Source organism: Streptomyces sp. NPDC048671 (assembly GCF_055587045.1).
This window is the reverse complement of the sequence record NZ_JBVJHB010000017.1, coordinates 1-18,185: the sequence shown is the minus strand read 5'-3', so window position 1 is coordinate 18,185 and position 18,185 is coordinate 1. Positions and strand designations below refer to the sequence as shown.

Here is an 18,185-nt window from a genome sequence, read left to right as displayed (position 1 = left end):
CCGGACCGGATGACGGACCGGATAACTGACCGGCCGGCCCGCCTCGCGACCGTCCCGCCGGTCAGTGCCGAACACCTCGCGCGGGCGCGGCTGCTGGCCGCGCCCGACCTGACCGCGCCCGTGATCCGCTCGCTGGAGCGGACCGCCGGGCGGCCGGTGGAGCGGACGGGCGCGGAGCCCGCCGTTCCGGACGGTCCCTACGTGTACGTGGGGGCGACGCTGCCCGAGGCGCTGCGCGGGGACGGGCTGCTCTGGTTCCACAGCGTGAACGCCGGTACCGACGCCCTGCTGGACGCCGGGCCGTGGCCGTCCGGGGCGCTGCTCACCCGGACCGTGGGCCGGATGGGCGAGCGGATCGCGCAGTACGTGCTGGCGTGGGTGCTGGCCGACTGCCAGTTCGTCCCGGAGTTCACGGCGCAGCACGCGCGGGCCGAGTGGCGCCGCGTCCCCGGCGAACTCGTCTCCGGGCAGACCGCGTTGATCCACGGCACCGGCCGGATCGGCTCGGCCGTCGCGGGGCTGCTGCGGGCCTGCGGCATCCGGACGGTGGGCGTGGCGCGCACCCCGCGCGAGATCCCGCCCGGCTTCGACGCGTTGGCCGGCCCGGACGAGCCGGTGGACGCCCGCTGGGTGGTCGCCGCGCTTCCGCTGACCGGGGCGACTGCGGGCCTCTTCGGGGCGGAGCGGTTCGCGACCATGGGCGGCGCGTCGTTCATCAATGTGGGGCGGGGCGCGACCGTGGACCTGGCGGCGCTGGAGGCCGCGCTGCACGCGGGGACGGTGGGGCGGGCGGTGCTCGACGTGCTGGCGGACGAGCCCGCGGGGCCCGGTGACCGCTGCTGGCGGCTGCCCCGCACGGTGGTCACCTCGCACTCCGCGGGCATCACCGCGGACGACGACATCGTCACGGACTTCGCGGCGTGCCTGCGCGAGCTCCTCGCGGGCCGCGTCCCGGCACTCGCCGTGGACCCGGCACGCGGCTACTGACGACGGGCGCGCGCCGGCGGGACTTCTCGACCACGGCCTATCCCCGTCCGCGCATCGCCTCGATGCCCGCGATCAGCAGGTCGAGGGCGAAGGTGAAGTCCCGCTCGCGCATCTCCTCGACGGTGTCCCCGCCGCGCGCCTCGATCAGGCTCTGCGAGGCCGCCATCAGGTCCTTCAGCTGCGGCTGGACGCTGAGCGTGCCCAGCGCCTGCCGGTAGAAGTCGTCCTGGCTGAGCCCCGCGTCCGAGGAGCGCTGCACGACATGGCCCTCGATGGTGCCGAACCCGTACACGAACTGGAAGACCGCCGACATCGCGCCCGTCTGGTGCCGCAGCGGCAGCCCGGTGGCCCGGATGATGTCCTGCATGGCGTACGAGAAGAGCAGCGAGTGCGGGCCGATGTTCAGGAAGTTACCGGCCAGCGCCGACGCCCAGGTGTGCCGGACGAGCATGTTCCGGTAGCTGGTGGCCAGTTCGCGCAGCCGTTCGCGCCAGTCGGCGTCCGTGCGCGGGGGCGCGATCTCGGCGAAGACCGAGTCCAGGGCCAGCTCCAGCAGGTCGTCCTTGGTGTCGACGTACCAGTAGAGGGACATCGCCGTGACGTTCAGCTCGGCGGCGAGGCGGCGCATGGAGAACTTGGCGAGGCCCTCGGCGTCCAGCAACCGGACCGAGGCCGCCGTGATCCTCTCCCGGTCGAGACCGGCCGGCTGGTCGGATTTCCGGCTGCGCGTCGGTGCCCTGCCGTCGAGCCACACACTCGTCCTGGCAGGGTTCTTCACGCGATCGGCCGCGGACACCATGGCGCACTCCCTTGTCTCGCCGGCGGGACGAACCGGGTACGTACTCCATGCCCAAAAACCGGAGTCGTACGGTCCGGAACGTCCCGTCCGATGCTATGCCGCTACCGCGGCCGGGTCAGCCTGAGCTGATTCTCCCCGCTCCGCACGGCGCAGCAGCACGGCGGCCAGCACTCCGCCCACCAGCACCGCCGCCGCCCCCACCAGCTGGCTCGTCCCAAGACCCGAGGCGAAGGCCTCCGTGATGCGCTGCCGCTCCCCCGCACCGCTCGCGGCGGCCTGTGCGGCGGGCAGCGAGGCGGCCCCCACGGCCGTCGGGACGAGCGTGGCGAACCGGGAGTTCAGCACCGCGCCGAGCACCGCGACCCCGAGGCCGTTGCCGCATTCGGCGAGGGTGCCGTTGACCCCGGCGCCGACGCCCGCCTTCTCCGGCGGGATCGCGCTCATGATCGCGTTGGCCATGGCGGGTGCGGCGAGCGAGATGCCCGCGCCCATCACGACCAGGCCGAGCAGCATGCCCCCGTAGCCGCCCCCGCCGAGCAGCGCGATCGAGGCCAGACCGGCGGCGAGCAGCCCCATCCCGGAGGCGATGGTCACGGGCGTGCCCAGCTTGGGCAGCAGCCGTGCGCCCAGCCCGGCGAGGTTGAGCACGATGACGCTCACGGCCAGCGGAGCCGTCCGCAGACCGGCCTCCAGCGGACCGTAGCCCAGCACGAACTGGAGCTGCTGGGTGAGCAGGAAGAGCGAGCCGCCCATCCCGAACGCGACCAGGATCGCGCCCGCGACCGCGCCGACGAACCGCTGGTTCCGGAAGAAGTGCATGTCGAGCATCGGATACGGGATGTGCAGCTCCCACAGCACGAATCCGGCGAGGACGGCGACCCCGGTGAACGCGGTCAGCAGCACCTGGCCGGAGGTCCAGCCGTGCCCCGGTCCGGAGATGATCGCGTACACGACCGCGGCCATACCGATGGTGGAGAGCAGCGCGCCGAGGAGGTCGGGGCGCTCCCCGATCCGGCTCTTGGACTCCGGCACCAGCCACGCCACGGCCACCAGGCCGATCACGGCGACCGGGATGTTGATCAGGAAGATCGCGCCCCACCAGAAGTGGTCGAGCATGACCCCGCCGATCAGCGGGCCGACCGCGAAGCCGAGCGAACCGACGGTCGACCAGACGCCGATCGCCTTCACCCGCTCGGTGTCGTCGAAGATCTGGACGACGACGGCCAGCGTCGTGGTCATCAGCAGCGCACCGCCGATGCCCATACCGGCCCGCGCGGCGATCAGTTGAGCGGAGGTCTGGGCGAGCCCGGCCACCAGCGAGCCGATGCCGAAGAGGGCGAGCCCGGCGATCAGCATCCTCTTGCGGCCGTAGCGGTCGGCCGAACTGCCGGCGGTCAGCAGCAGACCCGACTGGACGAGCGAGTAGGCGTTGATCATCCACTGCACATCGGCGGTGGAGGCGTCCAGTTCGCGGGTGAGGGAGGGGATCGCGATGTTGAGAACGGTGTTGTCGAGCACCACGGTGAGCTGGGCGAGGCAGATGACACCGAGGATCAGCCAGCGCTGCGGATGGCTCCTCGGCGAGAGGTGGTTCTGCTCGGCGGCGGTCGCCGTCATACGGACTCCCGGACGTTCGGTCATGGCCCTATACGGTGTACAGGGAAGCAGTTATACACCGTAGAAGGGCTCCCGTCCGGCGTACAACCGACTTTCCCGGGGTACGGTGCCGATCGCTGATCCGACAAGGGCTGGAGTGGTATGTCACTGCGTCGTCGTACGGTGGAAGTCCTGCTTGCCGCGGGCCTGTTGGGGACGGTGCTCGTACCTCCCGCGACGGCCTCCGGTCACGGTCACGGGCACGGTCATGGGCAGGAGCGGCTGGTGCCCCTGCGTGTCGCCACGTACAACATCCATGCGGGTGCGGGCATGGACAACGTCTTCGATCTCGACCGGCAGGTGGCCGAGCTCCGCTCGCTGGACGCGGACGTGATCGGGCTCCAGGAGGTCGACGTCCACTGGGACGCCCGCAGCGAGTGGCGGGACCTGGCGGGCGAGCTGGGCCGGCGGCTCGGCATGCGGGTGTCGTTCGCCCCGGTCTACAGCCTCGACCCGGCGACAGCGGGCGCGCCGCGGCGCGAGTTCGGGGTCGCGGTGCTGTCCCGGTACCGGATCGTGAGCGCCGAGAACCACGACATCACCCGGCTCTCCACCCAGGACCCGAACCCGGTGCCGGCACCCGGACCCGGCTTCGGCGAGGTGGTGCTGCGGGTGAAGGGGCTGCCCGTGCATGTGTACGCGACGCACCTCGACTACCGCGGCGACCCGTCCGTACGGACCGCCCAGGTGGCCGACACCCGCCGGATCATGGCCGAAGACCGGAAGGAGGAGCGGGGGCCAGTGCGGCAGATCCTGCTCGGCGACTTCAACGCGGCGCCGACCGCCCCGGAGCTGGCCCCGCTGTGGAAGAACCTGACGGACGTCGAGCCGGGCGGCCCGACCTTCCCGGCGCAGGACCCGGTGCAGCGGATCGACTACGTGGCCGTGTCCAAGGACACCGTGCGGGTACGCGACGCGGCGGTGACCGAGACACTCGCCTCGGACCACCGCCCCGTCGTCGCGGACCTGTTGCTGCGGCGCTGAGCCTGCCCGCCTACCTACCTGCCTGCTTACCTACCTGGCTGGCTACCTGGCTGGCTGGCTGCCTGCCCGCCTGCCTCAGCCGTTCTTCGCCGGCTGGGTCAGGTCGTAGAACGTGGCACTGCCTGCCGCGACCTTCTTGAAGTTCGCCTCCACCCAGGTGGAGATCTTCGACGAGGTACCGCTGTCGCCGCCCATGCCACCCATACCGCCACCGCCTTCTCCGCTGGAGATGAAGTAGTGGATGCGGCCGTCCTCGACGTACTTCTTGAACTGGGAGAGCGTCGGGGACGGGTCGCTGCCGTTGAAGCCGCCGATCGCCATCACCGGGTCACCGGTGGCGAGCTGGTAACTGGCGGCGTTCTGCGAGCCGATGGCCGCGGCACTCCAGGTGTAGTCGTCCGCGTCCTTGGCCAGGAGCTTCTTGGCCGCGGCGTCGACGGACGCGCCGTTGAGCAGCCCGCCCATGCCGCCACCGCCACCGCCACCGCCACGGCCACCTCCGCGGAAGCCTTCGCCCGCGCCGGGCATGGCACCGGGCTGCTTTCCTTGCTGCTGACCCGGCTGCTGGCCTTGCTGCCCGCCCTTCTGCGATGTACCGGGCTGCCCCTGCCCCTGGCCCTGCTGGTTGCCGGTCGGGGGCTGTCCGCCCTGGCCGCCGGTCGGGGGCCGCATGCCACCGCCGGGGCCGCCGCGCCCGCCACCGCCGCCGAATCCGCCCATCCCGCCGGCGGACGGGCCGGCCGTCACGATCGAGCCCTGGTGTCCGGTGTTCAGCGTGTTCAGCGTGTACGCGAGCGGGCCGGCCAGCGAGGCGGCGAAGCCCAGCCCCACGGCGGCGAGGGCCAGTTGGCGCCCCAGCCGGGCCGCGAGGAGCAGGCCCACCGCGCCCACGAGCCCGGCGACGAGTACGGTCGGCCGCAGCCACGGCAGGTAGTCCGGGGTCCGCCCCAGCAGCACGTACGACCAGAGCGCCGTCGCGGCGACGGTGAGCGCGAGCGTGGCCCCCGCCCACCAGCGGGACCGCTCCTCCCACAGGACCGTGACGCCCATGCCGATCAGCGCCGCGATGTAGGGGACCAGGGCGACCGTGTAGTACTGGTGGAAGATGCCGGCCATGAAGCTGAACACGCCCGCGGTCATCAGCAGCGAGCTGCCCCAGGCGAGGAAGGCCGCCCGGACCGTGTCCGTCCTCCTGGCCCGCCAGGTCAGCCAGACGCCCGCGACCAGCAGGATCAGGGCGGCGGGCAGCAGCCAGGAGATCTGGCCGCCGATCTCGGAGTTGAACATCCGGCCGATGCCGGTCTCGCCCCACTGACCGCCGGACCCGCCGCCGGACCCGCCGCCGGGGCCGCCCCCGCCGCCGACGCTGCCGGTCTCCTCGCCGTTGATCCGGCCGAGCCCGTTGTAGCCGAAGGTCAGCTCAAGGAACGAGTTGTTCTGCGAGCCGCCGATGTACGGGCGTGAGGAGGCGGGCCACAGCTCGACGATCGCCACCCACCAGCCGCCCGCGACGACCATCACGAGCGCCGAGAGCCCCAGCTGGCCGAACCGCTTCCGTACGGAGACCGGTGCGAACACCGCGTACAGCACCGCCAGCGGCGGCAGGATCAGGAACGCCTGAAGGGTCTTGGACAGGAATGCCAGCCCGACCGCGACGCCCGCCCACACCAGCCACTTGGTGCGGCCGTCCTCCATCGCGCGCAGCACGCAGTAGACCGTGACGGTCATCAGCAGCGCGAGCAGCGCGTCCGGGTTGTTGAAGCGGAACATGAGAGCGGCGACGGGCGTCAGCGCGAACACCGCCATGGTGATCAGCCCGGCGGCGGCGCTGAACCGGCGGCGCACGGCGGCGTAGAGCACCCCGGCCGTGGCCACGCCCATCAGCACCTGCGGGAGCAGGATCGCCCAGGAGCTGAGGCCGAGGACGCGCACCGACAGGGCCATCGGCCACAGGGTGGCCGGGGGCTTGTCGACGGTGATGGCGTTGGCCGAGTCCAGCGAGCCGAAGAAGAAGGCCTTCCAGCTCTGGCTGCCGGCCTGCGCGGCCGCGGAGTAGAAGGAGTTGGCGTAGCCGGAGGCGCTGAGGTTCCAGAGGTAGGCCACGGTGATGACCAGCAGCATGCCGAGGAAGGCCGGACGCGCCCAGCGGGGGTCCTCGGGCCGGCCCCGCCACCCGCGCTGCGGCAACGACCGGCCGGGGCGCCCGTGGTTCACGGAAGGGGCGGAGGGCGGGGGCGCGTCCGGCGGGGACGGGAGATGATCGGGGTGGAGCGTGGTCATCGGACGTTCCTCAGGTCGTTGCGGGTGTCGTCGGCCGGGGCGGCGGCCGGAGCCGGGACGGGGGCCGGGAGGCCCGGAGCACCGTCGCGGTCCGGGAAGACCCAGGCGCGGAAGAGCAGGAAGCGCAGCACCGTTGCCGCGAGGTTGGCCGCGATCAGCACGGCGAGCTCGGTGGAGTGCGAGGGCGCTCCGCTCGCCGCCCCCAGCGCGGCGAGCGAACCGCTGGTCAGCGCGAGGCCGATGGCGAAGACCACCAGGCCCTGCGCCTGATGGCGTACGGCTCCGCCCCGGCCGCGTACCCCGAACGTGAGCCTCCGGTTGGCCGACGTATTGGCGACGGCCGACACCAGCAGCGCGCCCCCGTTGGCGAGCTGCGGGCCGACGCCCAGCCGGAACAGCGAGTACAGGGCCAGGTAGAAGAGGGTCGAGAGGGCGCCCACGACACAGAACCCGACGAGCTGCCGGGCCAGTCCGCGCGGCACCCCGCCGATCCCCCGGTCGCGCGGGTCGTCACCGAAGGGCCGGGCCAGCCGGTCCAGCGGCAGCGCGCCGACGGCCAGCGCGCGCCCCACCCGCCAGACGCCCTTCAGGTCCTCGGTGGCGGTCCGCACGATGTGGACCGTCGAGTCGGGGTCGTCGACCCAGTCGACCGGCACCTCGTGGATGCGCAGCCCGGCCCGCTCCGCGAGCACCAGCAGCTCGGTGTCGAAGAACCAGCCGGTGTCCTCGACCATCGGCAGCAGCCGCTGCGCCACATCGCGGCGGATCGCCTTGAACCCGCACTGCGCGTCGCTGAACCGGGCGGCCAGCGACGAGCGCAGGATGATGTTGTACGCCCGCGAGATGAACTCCCGCTTCGTCCCCCGCACCACCCGTGAACTGCGGGCGAGGCGCGAGCCGATGGCCAGGTCGGAGTGGCCGGAGATCAGCGGGGCGACGAGCGGGAGCAGCGCGTTCAGGTCGGTGGACAGGTCCACGTCCATGTAGGCGAGGACCGGGGCGTCCGAGTGCGACCAGACCGTACGCAGCGCCCGCCCCCGGCCCTTCTCCTCCAGCCGGAAGGACCGCACCCGGGGAAGCGCCGCCGCGAGCCGCCGCGCCACCTGCGGGGTCCGGTCGGTGCTCGCGTTGTCCGCGACGGTGATCCGGAAGGCGTACGGGAAGGTGCGCGCCAGATGGTCGTGCAGCCGCAGCACACACGGTTCGAGGTCCTTCTCCTCGTTGTAGACGGGTACCACCACATCGAGTACGGGGGCACCTGCCGTGTCGCCCGCACCGGCCAGGAGGTGTTCCCGGGCCGGCAGGGTGCCCCAAGGAGTGTCGGTTCGCATGACATCGACACTCGCCAACCGCGCTGTCACACCCGTGTGCTGAGCCTGTGGTCCGCCTGTGAGTGCGCGGGGGCGCCGGGCGTGGATCCCGCGTGCCCGGGGTCCGCCGGGAGATGGACGGCGAACACCGTGTCCCCCGGCACCGACCGCACCTCGGCGAGACCGCCGTGCGCGGCGGTGACGGCCTGCACGATCGCGAGGCCGAGCCCCGTCGACCCGGCGTGCCGGGAGCGCGAGGCGTCCCCGCGAGCGAACCGTTCGAAGACGTGCGGCAGCAGCTCCGCCGGGATACCGGGCCCGTCGTCCTGGACCTCCAGGGTGACCCAGGGATACCCGGCTCCCGCGCGCACCCGGGCCGTGACCGTGGTGCCGGGAGGGGTGTGCGTACGGGCGTTGGCCAGCAGGTTGACCAGCACCTGCTGAATCCTGGTCGGATCGGCCCGTACGGTCGCGGGCGCCTCGGGCAGCTCAAGCCGCCAGTGGTGCGCGGGCCCCGGCCCCTCCGGGGATGCCGCCCGGCCCGCGACGCGGGCGTCGCTCACCGCGTCTATGACGAGCGGTGACAGATCGGTGCTCTCGTACGAGAGCGGCCGTCCGGCGTCCAGCCGGGCGAGCAGCAGCAGATCCTCCACCATGCCCGTCATGCGTTCGGCCTCGGACTCGATCCGTCCCAGCGCGTGCCGGGTGTCGGGGCCGGTGTTCTCCCGTCCGCGCCGGGTCAGTTCGGCGTATCCGCGGATCGAGGCGAGCGGGGTGCGCAGCTCGTGGCTGGCGTCGGCGACGAACTGCCGGACCCGCATCTCGCTCTTCTGCCGCGCGTCCAGGGCCGAACCGACATGGCCCAGCATCCGGTTGAGGGCCGCGCCGACCTGGCCGACCTCGGTACGCGGATCGGCCTCGGTCTCCGGGACCCGTTCGAACAGGGCGACCTCGCCGCTGTGCAGCGGTATCTCGGAGACCCGCGTCGCGGTGGCGGCCACCCGGCGCAGCGGCCGCAGGGCGACCGTGACGATGGCGGCGCCCGCGATCCCGGCGGCGATGAGCCCGGCCCCGGTCACACAGACCTCGACGAGGATCAGGGTGCTGAGGGCCCTGCTCACCTCGGCGGTGGGAATCCCGACGAGGACGGTCGTGCCGTCGCTCATGGAGACGGACTCCACCCGGTAGCCGCCGAGTCCGGGCAGCTCGACGTCGTGCGCGTGCCGGTCCGTGCCGACACCGGCCGTCTCCAGCACATGCTGCTGGGCGCCGGTCAGCGGCTCGTTGCTCGGCTGCACGCCGGGCCCGCCGGCCTTCACGACCACCGAGTCGGTGACCGCGCCGTCCGCGAGGACGACGCCGAACGTGTTGAACGGCTGGCCTCCCCCGCCTATGAACCCGAGCGGCTCCTTGTTCTTGAGCCCACCGGGTCCGGGCGCACCCGGCAGCCGCTCGGCCCGGACCACGATGTCGCGCAGCTGGTCGTCGAGCTTTCCGTACATGTAGCTGTGGAAGGCGATGGCGGTGACCGAGCCGATCACGGCCGCGACGACCGCGATCAGCGTCACCGCGGAGACGACGAGCCGGGTCCGCAGCGTCCACGGCCCCTTCCGCAGCCGTCGCACGCGGTTACTCACCGGGCTTGATGAGATATCCCGCCCCGCGCCGGGTGTGGATCATCGGCGTCCGGCCGGCGTCGATCTTCTTGCGCAGGTACGAGATGTACAGCTCGACGACATTGGCCTGGCCGCCGAAGTCGTAATTCCAGACCCGGTCCAGGATCTGCGCCTTGCTCAGCACCCGGCGCGGATTGCGCATCAGGAAGCGCAGCAGCTCGAACTCGGTCGCGGTGAGGTGGATGTTGGCACCGCCCCGGCTGACCTCGTGGCTGTCCTCGTCCAGCATCAGGTCGCCCACGGCGAGCGTCGACTCGCTGCGCACCGCCGCCGTACCCGACCGCCTGATCAGCCCGCGCAGCCGGGCCACGACCTCCTCCAGGCTGAACGGCTTCGTGACGTAGTCGTCGCCGCCCGCCGTGAGCCCGGCGATCCGGTCCTCGACGGAGTCCCGCGCGGTCAGGAACAGCACCGGTACGTCGGAGAGCTCCCGGCGCAGCCTGCCGAGGACGGCGAGCCCGTCCATGTCGGGCAGCATCACGTCGAGGACCACCGCGTCGGGCCGGAAGTCACGGGCGGTACGGACCGCGCCGGCACCGTCCCCGGCACTGCGCACCTCCCAGCCCTCGTAACGCAGCGCCATGGAGAGCAGCTCGGCCAGCGGGGCCTCGTCGTCCACGACCAGGACCCGGACGGGGCTGCGGTCCGGCCTGAGCAGTTCGGTGCGCCCCTGGGGCGAGGTGGTCGTCGTCATGGCCCCAACCCTGTGAGACGCCCCTGAGAGAGTTCTTTCCCGATTCTGTGAATTCCCTGAGAAAGCCCGAGAAAGGCGGTGGCGGCCCGGTTCAGCAGTACCGGCTCGGCTCAGCGGTACCGGCTCAGCTCAGCAGGACCGGCTCGGCTCAGCAGTCGAACAACGCCTTCGCGTTGTCGTGGCAGACCGCCCGCAGCCAGTCGTCCCCGAGCTCCAGCCGCTCCAGGGCGTGCAGTTGATGGGCGTACGGGTACGGGATGTTCGGGAAGTCCGTCCCCAGCAGGATCCGGTCCCCGAGCGCCGCGAGCCGCCCCCGCTCCGCCATCGGGAAGGGGGTGAAGCCCTCCGTGAAGTCGGTGAACGTCATCGTCGTGTCGAGCCGCACCTGCGGGTACGCCTCCGCGAGCGCCAGGAACTCCGCGTACTCCGGCATCCCCATGTGGGCCACGATCAGCCGCAGCCGGGGATGCCTGGCGAGCAGCCGTCCGATCGGTTCCGGCCCGGTGTGCTTCCCGGGGGCCGGCCCGGACCCGCAGTGCATCACGACCGGGACCCCGGCCTCGGCGAGCAGCCCCCACACGGGTTCCAGCAGCGGATCGTTCGGGTCGTACGCCCCGACCTGGAGGTGCGACTTGAAGACCCGCGCCCCGGCCCCGACCGCCTCCGCCACGTACCGCTCCACGCCCTCCTCCGGGAAGAAGGTGGCGGTGTGCAGACAGTCGGGCACCCGGTCGGCGAACCCGGCCGCCCAGCCGTTCAGCCAGGCCGCCATGCCCGCCTTGTGCGGGTAGAGCATCGAGGTGAACCGGAGCACGCCGAACGAACGGAGCAGCGCGAGCCGTTCGTCCTCGTCGTGCCGGTAGGCGATCGGCCACTCCATCCCGGTCAGCGGACCGGCGGAGTCGAAGTAGGCCCAGACCTTGCGCAGCACCTGCTCCGGCATGAAGTGCGTATGGACGTCGATGAGCCCCGGCAGCCCGAGCCGCTCCCAGAACCGCACCACGTCGTCGCGGCCCGCAAGGTCCTCACTACTCATCCGGCACCCTCTTCTTCTCCGATGATCCGATCGCCTGCGGGCGCGGTCTCCGCCCGGCCCCGACCGCACGATCGTCCGCCCGTCCGCCCGTCCGCCCGTCCGCCCGTCCGCCCGTCCGCCCGACGATGCGTCCGCCCGTCCGTCCGACGATCTCAGAACAGCCCGTCCTGCGACACGCCGCCCCCGACGCCGACGGTCGGCACACTCACCCCGGCCTCCGGGCCGGCCGCCACCAGCGCCCAGCCGGTCATCAGCCGGGTGTCCACCACGACGGTGCCGTCCGCACCGGTCTCCAGATGCAGATCGGGCCCGGCGGCCGCGACCAGCCACCCCGCGACCGCACCCCCGCCCACCAGCCCGGTCACCGCCCGCACCACCCCACCACTCCCACTGCCTCCGCCACTCCCACCGACCCCAGTGCCCCCACCACCAACTCCACCGAGCCCACCCACCTCTCCGACCTCACCGATCCCGAAGATCCCCGCGTGGTCGACGGCCTCGAACGGCAGCCGCTCCAGCGCCTCCGGCCAGCCGCCCCCGTCGAGCGCCACGGCACGCCCGTACAGCTCGCCCACCTCACCGGCCCGCTCGGCCGCCCCCGGGAGCTCCGCCCGCACCGCCCGCTTTCGCGCGTACGGAATCCGGTCCGGCACCCCGAGCGCGGCCCGGAGCAACTCCTCGGCCCGGCGCGCCGCCATCAACGGACCCCGCCCCAGCCAGCTGAAGACCACCGCGCCCTGCTCCCGCAGCCGGGCCGCCCCGCGCGCCTCGGCCGTGATGCCCACCTTCACCATCCCGGGCCCGAACCAGGCCAGGTACACGCGGTAGGTACGCGGGTCATCGGGAATCGTGTCGGCCGCCACCGAATGGGCCCGGTCCAGCCGCCCGCACTCCGGACACCGGCCCCCGGTGCTCCGCGCCGCCACCACGGCCCCCACCGGACACACGTTCCCCCGGGCCCCGGCGCAACCCCGCACCCCCTCGGCGCGGAACCCGAACCCGGCCCCGTACGCCAGCGCGCTCCCCCGGACCTCGCGCCCCTTCCGCCACCCGAGCACGGGACCACCCCGTTCCTCGGGCCACCGGAGCCCGGTGCACTGCCACTCCATACGTGAACCCTACGACCGGCCACTGACAACGGGCTCGGGACTAGGATTCGCGCCATGGACCTGACCGTGCAGGACGTGGACCGGTTCGAGGCCGCCAGGCCCCGCCTGGAGGCCATCGCCTACCGTCTCCTCGGCTCGGCGAGCGAGGCCGAGGACGCCGTGCAGGACACGTTCCTGCGCTGGCAGGCCGCCGATGCCGACCGGATCGAGGTCCCCGAGGCCTGGCTGACGAAGGTCCTCACCAACCTGTGCCTCAACCAGCTCACCTCGGCCCGTGCCCGGCGCGAGACCTATGTGGGCCAGTGGCTGCCCGAACCGCTGCTCGCCGGGGACTCGATGCTCGGCCCCGCCGAGACCGCCGAACAGCGCGAATCGGTGTCGTACGCGGTGCTCACCCTCATGGAACGCCTCTCGCCCAACGAGCGGGCGGTGTACGTGCTGCGCGAGGCGTTCGGCCATTCGCACCGGGAGATCGCCGAGATCCTCGACATCACCGAGTCCGCCGGCCAGCAGATCTTCCACCGCGCCAAGAAGCACATCGCGGAGGGCAAGCCCCGCACCGAGGTCGACGAGGCCGCCACCCGGCGGATCGTCGAGGAGTTCCTCACGGCCGCCACCAGCGGCCGGACCGAACCGCTCGTACGGCTGCTCACCGAGGACGCCGTGTCCGTCGGCGACGGCGGCGGAAAGGTCCCGGCCCGCGCCAAGGCGTTCGAGGGCGCCCTCGCGGTCGCGACGTTCATGCGAGGCCTGTTCAAACCCGGCAAGGCCAAGCGCGCCCTGGTCGGCGGCTCACCCGGGGTCTACGTCACGACCGCCAACGGCGCCCCGGCCATCGTGGCGGTCTTCGAGGGCCGGGTCATCGGGATCATGTGCCTGGAGATCACCGCCGAGGGCATCGCCGCGATCCTTAACCAGGTCAACCCCGACAAGCTCGAACGCGCGACCCAGCGGTGGGCGGCCGCCGGCGGCCACGGAGACCCCTTGTTCAACGCCTTCTAACTCCAAATGTGACGCGCATCACACTCCACTCGTGTCAGAAAACGGCGGGCCGCCCGGTTCAAGGGGCGAACCCGCGCGAGACAGGAGCAGGGAAATGCAGCATCGAATCATCGTTCTCGGAGCCGGATACGCCGGAGCCGTCGCCGCCGGACGCCTCGCCAAGCGCCTGCGCCGCGAAGACGTCGCGATCACCCTCGTCAACGCCGAGCCCGACTTCGTCGAGCGGGTCCGGATGCACCAACTGGCGGTCGGCCAGGACCTCAGGCCCCGGCCCTTCAGCGAGATGTTCGCGGGGACCGGGGTCGAGCTGAGGCTCGCGAAGGTCACCGGCATCGACGTCGACCGCAGGACAGTCACTGTCACGGAAGCGAACAGCGCCGAGGAGCAGAAGCAGGAGCTGACGTACGACAGCCTCGTGTACGCCCTCGGCAGCAGCTGGAACACCCAGGGCGTCCCCGGCACCGCCGAGCACGCCCACGAGATCGCCGGCCGCCCCGGCGCACTCCGGCTGCGCGAACGGCTGGCCCGCCTGGAGGCCGGACAGCCCGTGGTCGTCGTCGGAGGCGGACTCACCGGCCTGGAGGCCGCGACGGAGATCGCCGAGTCCCGCCCGGACCTCGACGTAACCCTCGCCGCCCGCGGCGGGCTCGGCGACTGGCTCTCCCCCAAGGGCCGCCGGCACCTGCGCCACGTCTTCGACAAGCTCGGCATCACGGTGCACGAGAACACCGCCGTCACCGGCGTCGAGCCCGACCACGTCACCACCGCCGACGGCACGTCCGTCCCGGGCGCGGTCACGGTGTGGACGGCGGGCTTCGCCGTCCACCCGATCGCGAAGGCCACCGCCCTGGAAGTCACCGGCACCGGCCAGATCGTGGTCGACGGAGCCATGCGCTCGGTCTCGCACCCGGACGTGTACGCGATCGGCGACGCGGCGATGGCGATGGGCCCCGGCGACAAGCCGCTGCGGATGTCGTGCGCCTCGGGCATCCCCACGGCATGGCAGGCCGCCGACGGCATCGCGGCACGCCTGACCGGCGGCAAGCTCCCGAACACACCGCTCCGCTACTTCAACCAGTGCATCTCACTGGGCCGCAAGGAGGGCCTGATCCAGTACGTCACCGCCGACGACCGCGCCGTCCGGGCCGCCGTGACGGGCCGATTCGCCGCGTTCTACAAGGAACTGGTCTGCAAGGGCGCGGCCTGGGGCGTCGCCAACCCGACCTTCGGCATGCCGACCCGCCGCCGCCCGGTCGTCCGGGCCGGGCAGCAGCCCCAGGAGGCCGCGACCGCCAACGCCGAGGCCTGACGCGCGGCAAGCCGGGCCGGTGCCGATGCCGGGCACGGAGACCCAGCGCCTCCGCGCCCGGTACCGCTTGAGCAGAGCGGATCCGCTCGCCCTCCACACCGGTCACGTCAGGGCAGGATCGTGCCGGGCGCCGGTACGCCCACGGCGCACCCCGGTGAACTCGTACAGCAGCACCTCGTCCACGAGCCGGTTCGTGTACAGACGGCGGGTGTCCCGCTCGCCGGGGTTCTCCAGGGCGGCGAGCACCAGCCCCGGGTCCGTCGCGGCGGCCGAGCGCAACTGGACGACCTCCGTACGCGTCAGCCCTTCGATTCCGTACGACGCGCCGTCGGCCCCCACCGGCACCACGCCCCCGGCAGACTCGGCCGACGTCTCCCGCACGTCGGTCACGGCACGGCTGAACGCCTCGGGCGGGTTCGCGCCCCTACGCCCCACGGGCACTCGGCCGACTGCCAGGGCCGCGATGATGCGGGCCGCCGGACGGGCCGGGCGCCGGCCGATGGCCACCCCGTGGAGCTCGGCAGCGATGTCGCGGGCGTCGAGGCCGCGGTCGATGAGCGGGCGCAGCGCGTACACGAGGCGGCGCAGCCCCTCGTGCTGCGTCCAGGCGACGAGGGGCGCACCTGCCGGGCGACGGCGATGTCACGGGCGACCTGGAACGGGGAGCGCGGTGGCACACGGCCGGACGACGTGCGCCTGCGCGAGGTGTAGTTCAACCTCCCACTCACATCAGCCTTGCGTACGTCGTGGTGGGGCCCGGAAGAATGGGGCGCACGCCCGCCTGAACCGCGCTTTCCAACAGGCGAATTATCCACAGGCCGGGGCTTGGGCTTCACCTGTGCGCTCTGCACCGCACGAGTCCGGCCCGCGTCCGTCACCCCGCTCACCCTCGCCCCGTATCCGGCGCCCTCCAGGCGGTGACCCATCGCCGTGTCGTACACGGCCGGGATCGTCGCCGTGCCCGCGTACCGGCGGCCGGGCAGGTGCAGGTTCCGCTTCGTCCCGTGCCGCTGCCACACCAGCGCGCCCAACTCCCGTAACACTCGGACGTGCCGCTTCACCGTCGCCGCCGACACCCCGCACCGGGCGGCGGCGCCCTCCAGGTCGTACAGCACGGAACCGAGCCGGTAGTCCATCCGCCCGGCCAGATCGCGCGCGACGGCGAGCGTCGTCGCCCCTGCCCGGCGATGCAGACCCGCCTCTACGAGCCACACCACCGCTCGCAGCCACACACGCGGCCGGGTGCGCCGGGAGGCCGTCGCATCGAGCTCCTGGAGTACACGGGGAACGGGGGCCCATGCCGGATCCGGGCATGACGGAGAAGCGCAGCACGAGGCCGCGCCGGTGGGGTGGCGCATCACAGTCCGAGGGGTGAGGGGCGGCCGGTGGAACCGCGGGCGTCGCGGAGAAGGGGGCCGTCGCGGACGGCTCAGGGCGTGGGAGTGGTCACCACGCGGATGCCGGCCCTACGATCGAACGCGAATCCTTCTCTTCACATGGGTGGATCTCGGATCGGCGGGGTGATAACCCGCTGGTCACTACGGCCGGGCGGTCTCTGCACCGCTCGGCCGTTCTGTTATTCGGCGGCAGGCCCTTGCGCTTCGCGGTCGGCCCTGCGACGTTGCGCTCCGCTCAGCCGCGATGCTGTGCAAGCCGTCCCGCATGGGCGCGGGGCACTTCTTCCCAAGGAGACCGACGACGTGGCGGAGCTGGCCGACGACCGCCGGCCGTAGGATCTCGCCGCCGTGTTCGTCCCACCCGCGACAACGCCGCCCACCTCCCTTGCGGCCCTCCAGACTCGGGTCCTCACTCAAACCGGCGAGGCCCACAACAAGATCAAGACAACGTGTTAATGATCTGCGAGCCTTTAGCATTTCGGCGTAACGTCGCGGGCGCTGCCCAGGATGGCCGCCGGGAGACAGCCAGCCCCGGGAGGAGTTCGCGGCTCAGTTGGTGGGCGCTGGCATGTTGGCGAGGTCGCTCTACAGGCCGGTCAGGGACTGAGTACCGCCCCTGACCGCGAGACAAAGCCGCCCTCTTATTACGTGTAGTGGGGAGATCCGGACTCAATCATCCCTGGTGGAGCGATCTTTGCTCTTGAGCCATGTGACACTGCCTACTATTAGAGCGGCGAGAAGTACGAGTGCCACGATGATGGCAATCTTTGAGCCAACGTCCATGGTTCCGTACACGAAATCCTCCTCGTTAGAGTACTGAAGCTGTTCTGATGGTTCGATGCCTGAGGTGCTGGCTGCACCTACCTTTCGTCCGCGCGGTTATCCTCCCGTTGAACGCTGAGGAGGTCTCCGGGCTGGCATTCGAGGACCTCGCAGATGCGCGCCAGCGTGCTGAACCGGATGGCCTTGGCACGGCCGTTCTTCAGCACCGAGAGGTTGACGTTTGTGATGCCAACCTTGTCGGCAAGGGAGGCAAGAGTCATGCCGCACTCCCGTAGCAGTTGGTCAAGGTGGACTACGACCGCATGACCATCACTGTCTTCAACTGTCATACGAGCCCCTCGAGGTCTTCTCGCATTCTGGAGCCGACGCGTGTGATGCGGGCAAAGGCCAAGAGTCCGAGCCCGGTCAAGATGGCCAGATAGGGTGGATTCCAGGATTGAATCCAGGTGCCGGCGCTAAGGTCAGCGCTGCGGGAGAGGCTGCCTAGCAGGGCAGTTTGCGCCACTGCGGACACGCTTTCCGCGATCATGCTCCCCGCCAGGATCCACCACCCCAAAAGGCGGAGCCTGGAAGCTGTCTGCGCCGTGTGGACGCCAGCGTTGGAGGCACCGTCCAGGAGCCGGTTGAGGAGGTGCAGCCCTCCGATCCATGCGGCCAGTGAGGTCAGGGCGCCAAGGTGGGCGAGGATGCTCTGCCCGGTCGTGGCGTCCGTTGCGCAGTAGCGCGGAACGGAGTCGACACTCGCGCCGGGTTCAGGAATGAAGGCCTTCGGGGACGAGGAACTGTTGGATGTCCAGTCGGTGACGCATACGCTGCTGCCGCCCCACTCCCCACGAATTATGGCGAGCAGGAACCAGGCGATGAGCAGCCCCATGATCAGGCGCAGGGCCACCGAAGCCACCGTCGCGATGGGTTCAAGGAGCTTCTTGTTCTCTTCCACTGCACTCCCCCGTATCGTTTTTCGATGTTATCGAGAAACGATACGCAGGTTGCGGGGGCAGGGGAACCCCCAACGCCAGTGGGGTGGGGGGGGGGGGGGCCCCCCCCCCCCCCCCCCCCCCGGGGGGGGGCGGGGGGGGGGCCCGCCGGGGGCCCCCCCCCATCCGCGGGCGTCGACCCCCACCCCCCCACCCGGGCGCCCCGCCGGGAGGGGCGCGGGGCCG

At 71.8% G+C, this 18,185-nt stretch carries 15 protein-coding genes; 4 read left to right on the top strand and 11 right to left on the bottom strand.

Going from position 1 to position 18,185, the window contains the following annotated elements:
• The first annotated feature begins 9 nt into the window (after positions 1 to 9).
• Positions 10 to 987 (top strand): NAD(P)-dependent oxidoreductase, encoded by a 978-nt coding sequence (locus tag ACZ6S6_RS30300; RefSeq protein ID WP_362961607.1) that lies wholly within the window; start codon positions 10 to 12, stop codon positions 985 to 987.
• A gap of 37 nt (positions 988 to 1,024) precedes the next feature.
• Here the strand turns inward: ACZ6S6_RS30300 and ACZ6S6_RS30295 are convergent, their stop codons facing one another.
• Both ACZ6S6_RS30295 and ACZ6S6_RS30290 read right to left on the bottom strand, forming a co-directional pair.
• Complete coding sequence (locus tag ACZ6S6_RS30295) at positions 1,025 to 1,786, bottom strand: TetR/AcrR family transcriptional regulator (RefSeq protein WP_362961479.1); 762 nt, start codon at positions 1,784 to 1,786, stop codon at positions 1,025 to 1,027.
• Positions 1,787 to 1,879: 93 nt separating this feature from the next.
• Positions 1,880 to 3,403 (bottom strand): MFS transporter, encoded by a 1,524-nt coding sequence (locus tag ACZ6S6_RS30290; protein WP_469708112.1) that lies wholly within the window; start codon positions 3,401 to 3,403, stop codon positions 1,880 to 1,882.
• Between the two features lie 141 nt (positions 3,404 to 3,544).
• Here ACZ6S6_RS30290 and ACZ6S6_RS30285 point away from each other — a divergent pair, with 141 nt between their 5' ends.
• A complete protein-coding gene (locus ACZ6S6_RS30285) occupies positions 3,545 to 4,426 on the top strand; it encodes an endonuclease/exonuclease/phosphatase family protein (protein ID WP_469707911.1) in 882 nt (293 codons plus the stop codon).
• A 75-nt stretch (positions 4,427 to 4,501) separates the two neighbouring features.
• Here the strand turns inward: ACZ6S6_RS30285 and ACZ6S6_RS30280 are convergent, their stop codons facing one another.
• From ACZ6S6_RS30280 to ACZ6S6_RS30255, 6 genes are all read right to left on the bottom strand, one after another.
• The gene (locus ACZ6S6_RS30280) at positions 4,502 to 6,706 is read right to left on the bottom strand and encodes a glycosyltransferase family 39 protein (protein WP_469707909.1); all 2,205 of its coding nucleotides are present in this window, start codon (positions 6,704 to 6,706) and stop codon (positions 4,502 to 4,504) included.
• A complete protein-coding gene (locus ACZ6S6_RS30275) occupies positions 6,703 to 8,037 on the bottom strand; it encodes a bifunctional glycosyltransferase family 2/GtrA family protein (RefSeq protein WP_469707908.1) in 1,335 nt (444 codons plus the stop codon). The genes ACZ6S6_RS30280 and ACZ6S6_RS30275 overlap by 4 nt, the downstream gene beginning before the upstream one ends.
• 26 nt (positions 8,038 to 8,063) lie before the next feature.
• Complete coding sequence (locus tag ACZ6S6_RS30270) at positions 8,064 to 9,632, bottom strand: HAMP domain-containing sensor histidine kinase (RefSeq protein ID WP_469708110.1); 1,569 nt, start codon at positions 9,630 to 9,632, stop codon at positions 8,064 to 8,066.
• A gap of 13 nt (positions 9,633 to 9,645) precedes the next feature.
• Positions 9,646 to 10,386, bottom strand: a complete 741-nt coding sequence (locus ACZ6S6_RS30265; RefSeq protein ID WP_362961469.1) for a response regulator transcription factor — start codon at positions 10,384 to 10,386, stop codon at positions 9,646 to 9,648.
• Between the two features lie 148 nt (positions 10,387 to 10,534).
• Positions 10,535 to 11,422 carry an amidohydrolase family protein gene (locus ACZ6S6_RS30260; protein ID WP_362961467.1) on the bottom strand — a complete coding sequence of 296 codons (888 nt, stop codon included), beginning with the start codon at positions 11,420 to 11,422 and terminating at the stop codon, positions 10,535 to 10,537.
• Positions 11,423 to 11,574: 152 nt separating this feature from the next.
• Positions 11,575 to 12,531, bottom strand: a complete 957-nt coding sequence (locus ACZ6S6_RS30255; RefSeq protein ID WP_469707905.1) for a DUF2797 domain-containing protein — start codon at positions 12,529 to 12,531, stop codon at positions 11,575 to 11,577.
• A gap of 54 nt (positions 12,532 to 12,585) precedes the next feature.
• Here ACZ6S6_RS30255 and ACZ6S6_RS30250 point away from each other — a divergent pair, with 54 nt between their 5' ends.
• The gene (locus ACZ6S6_RS30250) at positions 12,586 to 13,533 is read left to right on the top strand and encodes an RNA polymerase sigma-70 factor (RefSeq protein WP_469707903.1); all 948 of its coding nucleotides are present in this window, start codon (positions 12,586 to 12,588) and stop codon (positions 13,531 to 13,533) included.
• Between the two features lie 94 nt (positions 13,534 to 13,627).
• A complete protein-coding gene (locus ACZ6S6_RS30245) occupies positions 13,628 to 14,842 on the top strand; it encodes an NAD(P)/FAD-dependent oxidoreductase (protein ID WP_469707901.1) in 1,215 nt (404 codons plus the stop codon).
• Positions 14,843 to 14,944: 102 nt separating this feature from the next.
• On the opposite strand, the gene ACZ6S6_RS30240 is transcribed toward ACZ6S6_RS30245, so the two are convergent.
• The 3 genes from ACZ6S6_RS30240 to ACZ6S6_RS30230 form a co-directional block, all read right to left on the bottom strand.
• On the bottom strand, positions 14,945 to 15,418 hold the full coding sequence (locus ACZ6S6_RS30240; RefSeq protein ID WP_362961459.1) for a hypothetical protein: 474 nt from the start codon (positions 15,416 to 15,418) through the stop codon (positions 14,945 to 14,947).
• Between the two features lie 1,681 nt (positions 15,419 to 17,099).
• A complete protein-coding gene (locus tag ACZ6S6_RS30235; protein WP_362961457.1) occupies positions 17,100 to 17,351 on the bottom strand; it encodes a helix-turn-helix domain-containing protein in 252 nt (83 codons plus the stop codon).
• Positions 17,348 to 17,962 carry a hypothetical protein gene (locus ACZ6S6_RS30230; RefSeq protein ID WP_362961455.1) on the bottom strand — a complete coding sequence of 205 codons (615 nt, stop codon included), beginning with the start codon at positions 17,960 to 17,962 and terminating at the stop codon, positions 17,348 to 17,350. Before ACZ6S6_RS30230 ends, ACZ6S6_RS30235 begins: the two co-directional genes overlap by 4 nt.
• Positions 17,963 to 18,185: the final 223 nt, after the last annotated feature.

Bases quoted from the DNA above. Each gene is read 5' to 3' on its own strand.
- ACZ6S6_RS30295 (WP_362961479.1), bottom strand. From the start codon at position 1,786: ATGGTGTCCGCGGCCGATCGCGTGAAGAACCCTGCCAGGACGAGTGTG.
- ACZ6S6_RS30275 (WP_469707908.1), bottom strand. From the start codon at position 8,037: ATGCGAACCGACACTCCTTGGGGCACCCTGCCGGCCCGGGAACACCTC.
- ACZ6S6_RS30280 (WP_469707909.1), bottom strand. From the start codon at position 6,706: ATGACCACGCTCCACCCCGATCATCTCCCGTCCCCGCCGGACGCGCCC.
- ACZ6S6_RS30300 (WP_362961607.1), top strand. From the start codon at position 10: ATGACGGACCGGATAACTGACCGGCCGGCCCGCCTCGCGACCGTCCCG.
- ACZ6S6_RS30285 (WP_469707911.1), top strand. From the start codon at position 3,545: ATGTCACTGCGTCGTCGTACGGTGGAAGTCCTGCTTGCCGCGGGCCTG.
- ACZ6S6_RS30235 (WP_362961457.1), bottom strand. From the start codon at position 17,351: ATGACAGTTGAAGACAGTGATGGTCATGCGGTCGTAGTCCACCTTGAC.
- ACZ6S6_RS30245 (WP_469707901.1), top strand. From the start codon at position 13,628: ATGCAGCATCGAATCATCGTTCTCGGAGCCGGATACGCCGGAGCCGTC.
- ACZ6S6_RS30250 (WP_469707903.1), top strand. From the start codon at position 12,586: ATGGACCTGACCGTGCAGGACGTGGACCGGTTCGAGGCCGCCAGGCCC.
- ACZ6S6_RS30265 (WP_362961469.1), bottom strand. From the start codon at position 10,386: ATGACGACGACCACCTCGCCCCAGGGGCGCACCGAACTGCTCAGGCCG.
- ACZ6S6_RS30255 (WP_469707905.1), bottom strand. From the start codon at position 12,531: ATGGAGTGGCAGTGCACCGGGCTCCGGTGGCCCGAGGAACGGGGTGGT.
- ACZ6S6_RS30260 (WP_362961467.1), bottom strand. From the start codon at position 11,422: ATGAGTAGTGAGGACCTTGCGGGCCGCGACGACGTGGTGCGGTTCTGG.
- ACZ6S6_RS30290 (WP_469708112.1), bottom strand. From the start codon at position 3,403: ATGACGGCGACCGCCGCCGAGCAGAACCACCTCTCGCCGAGGAGCCAT.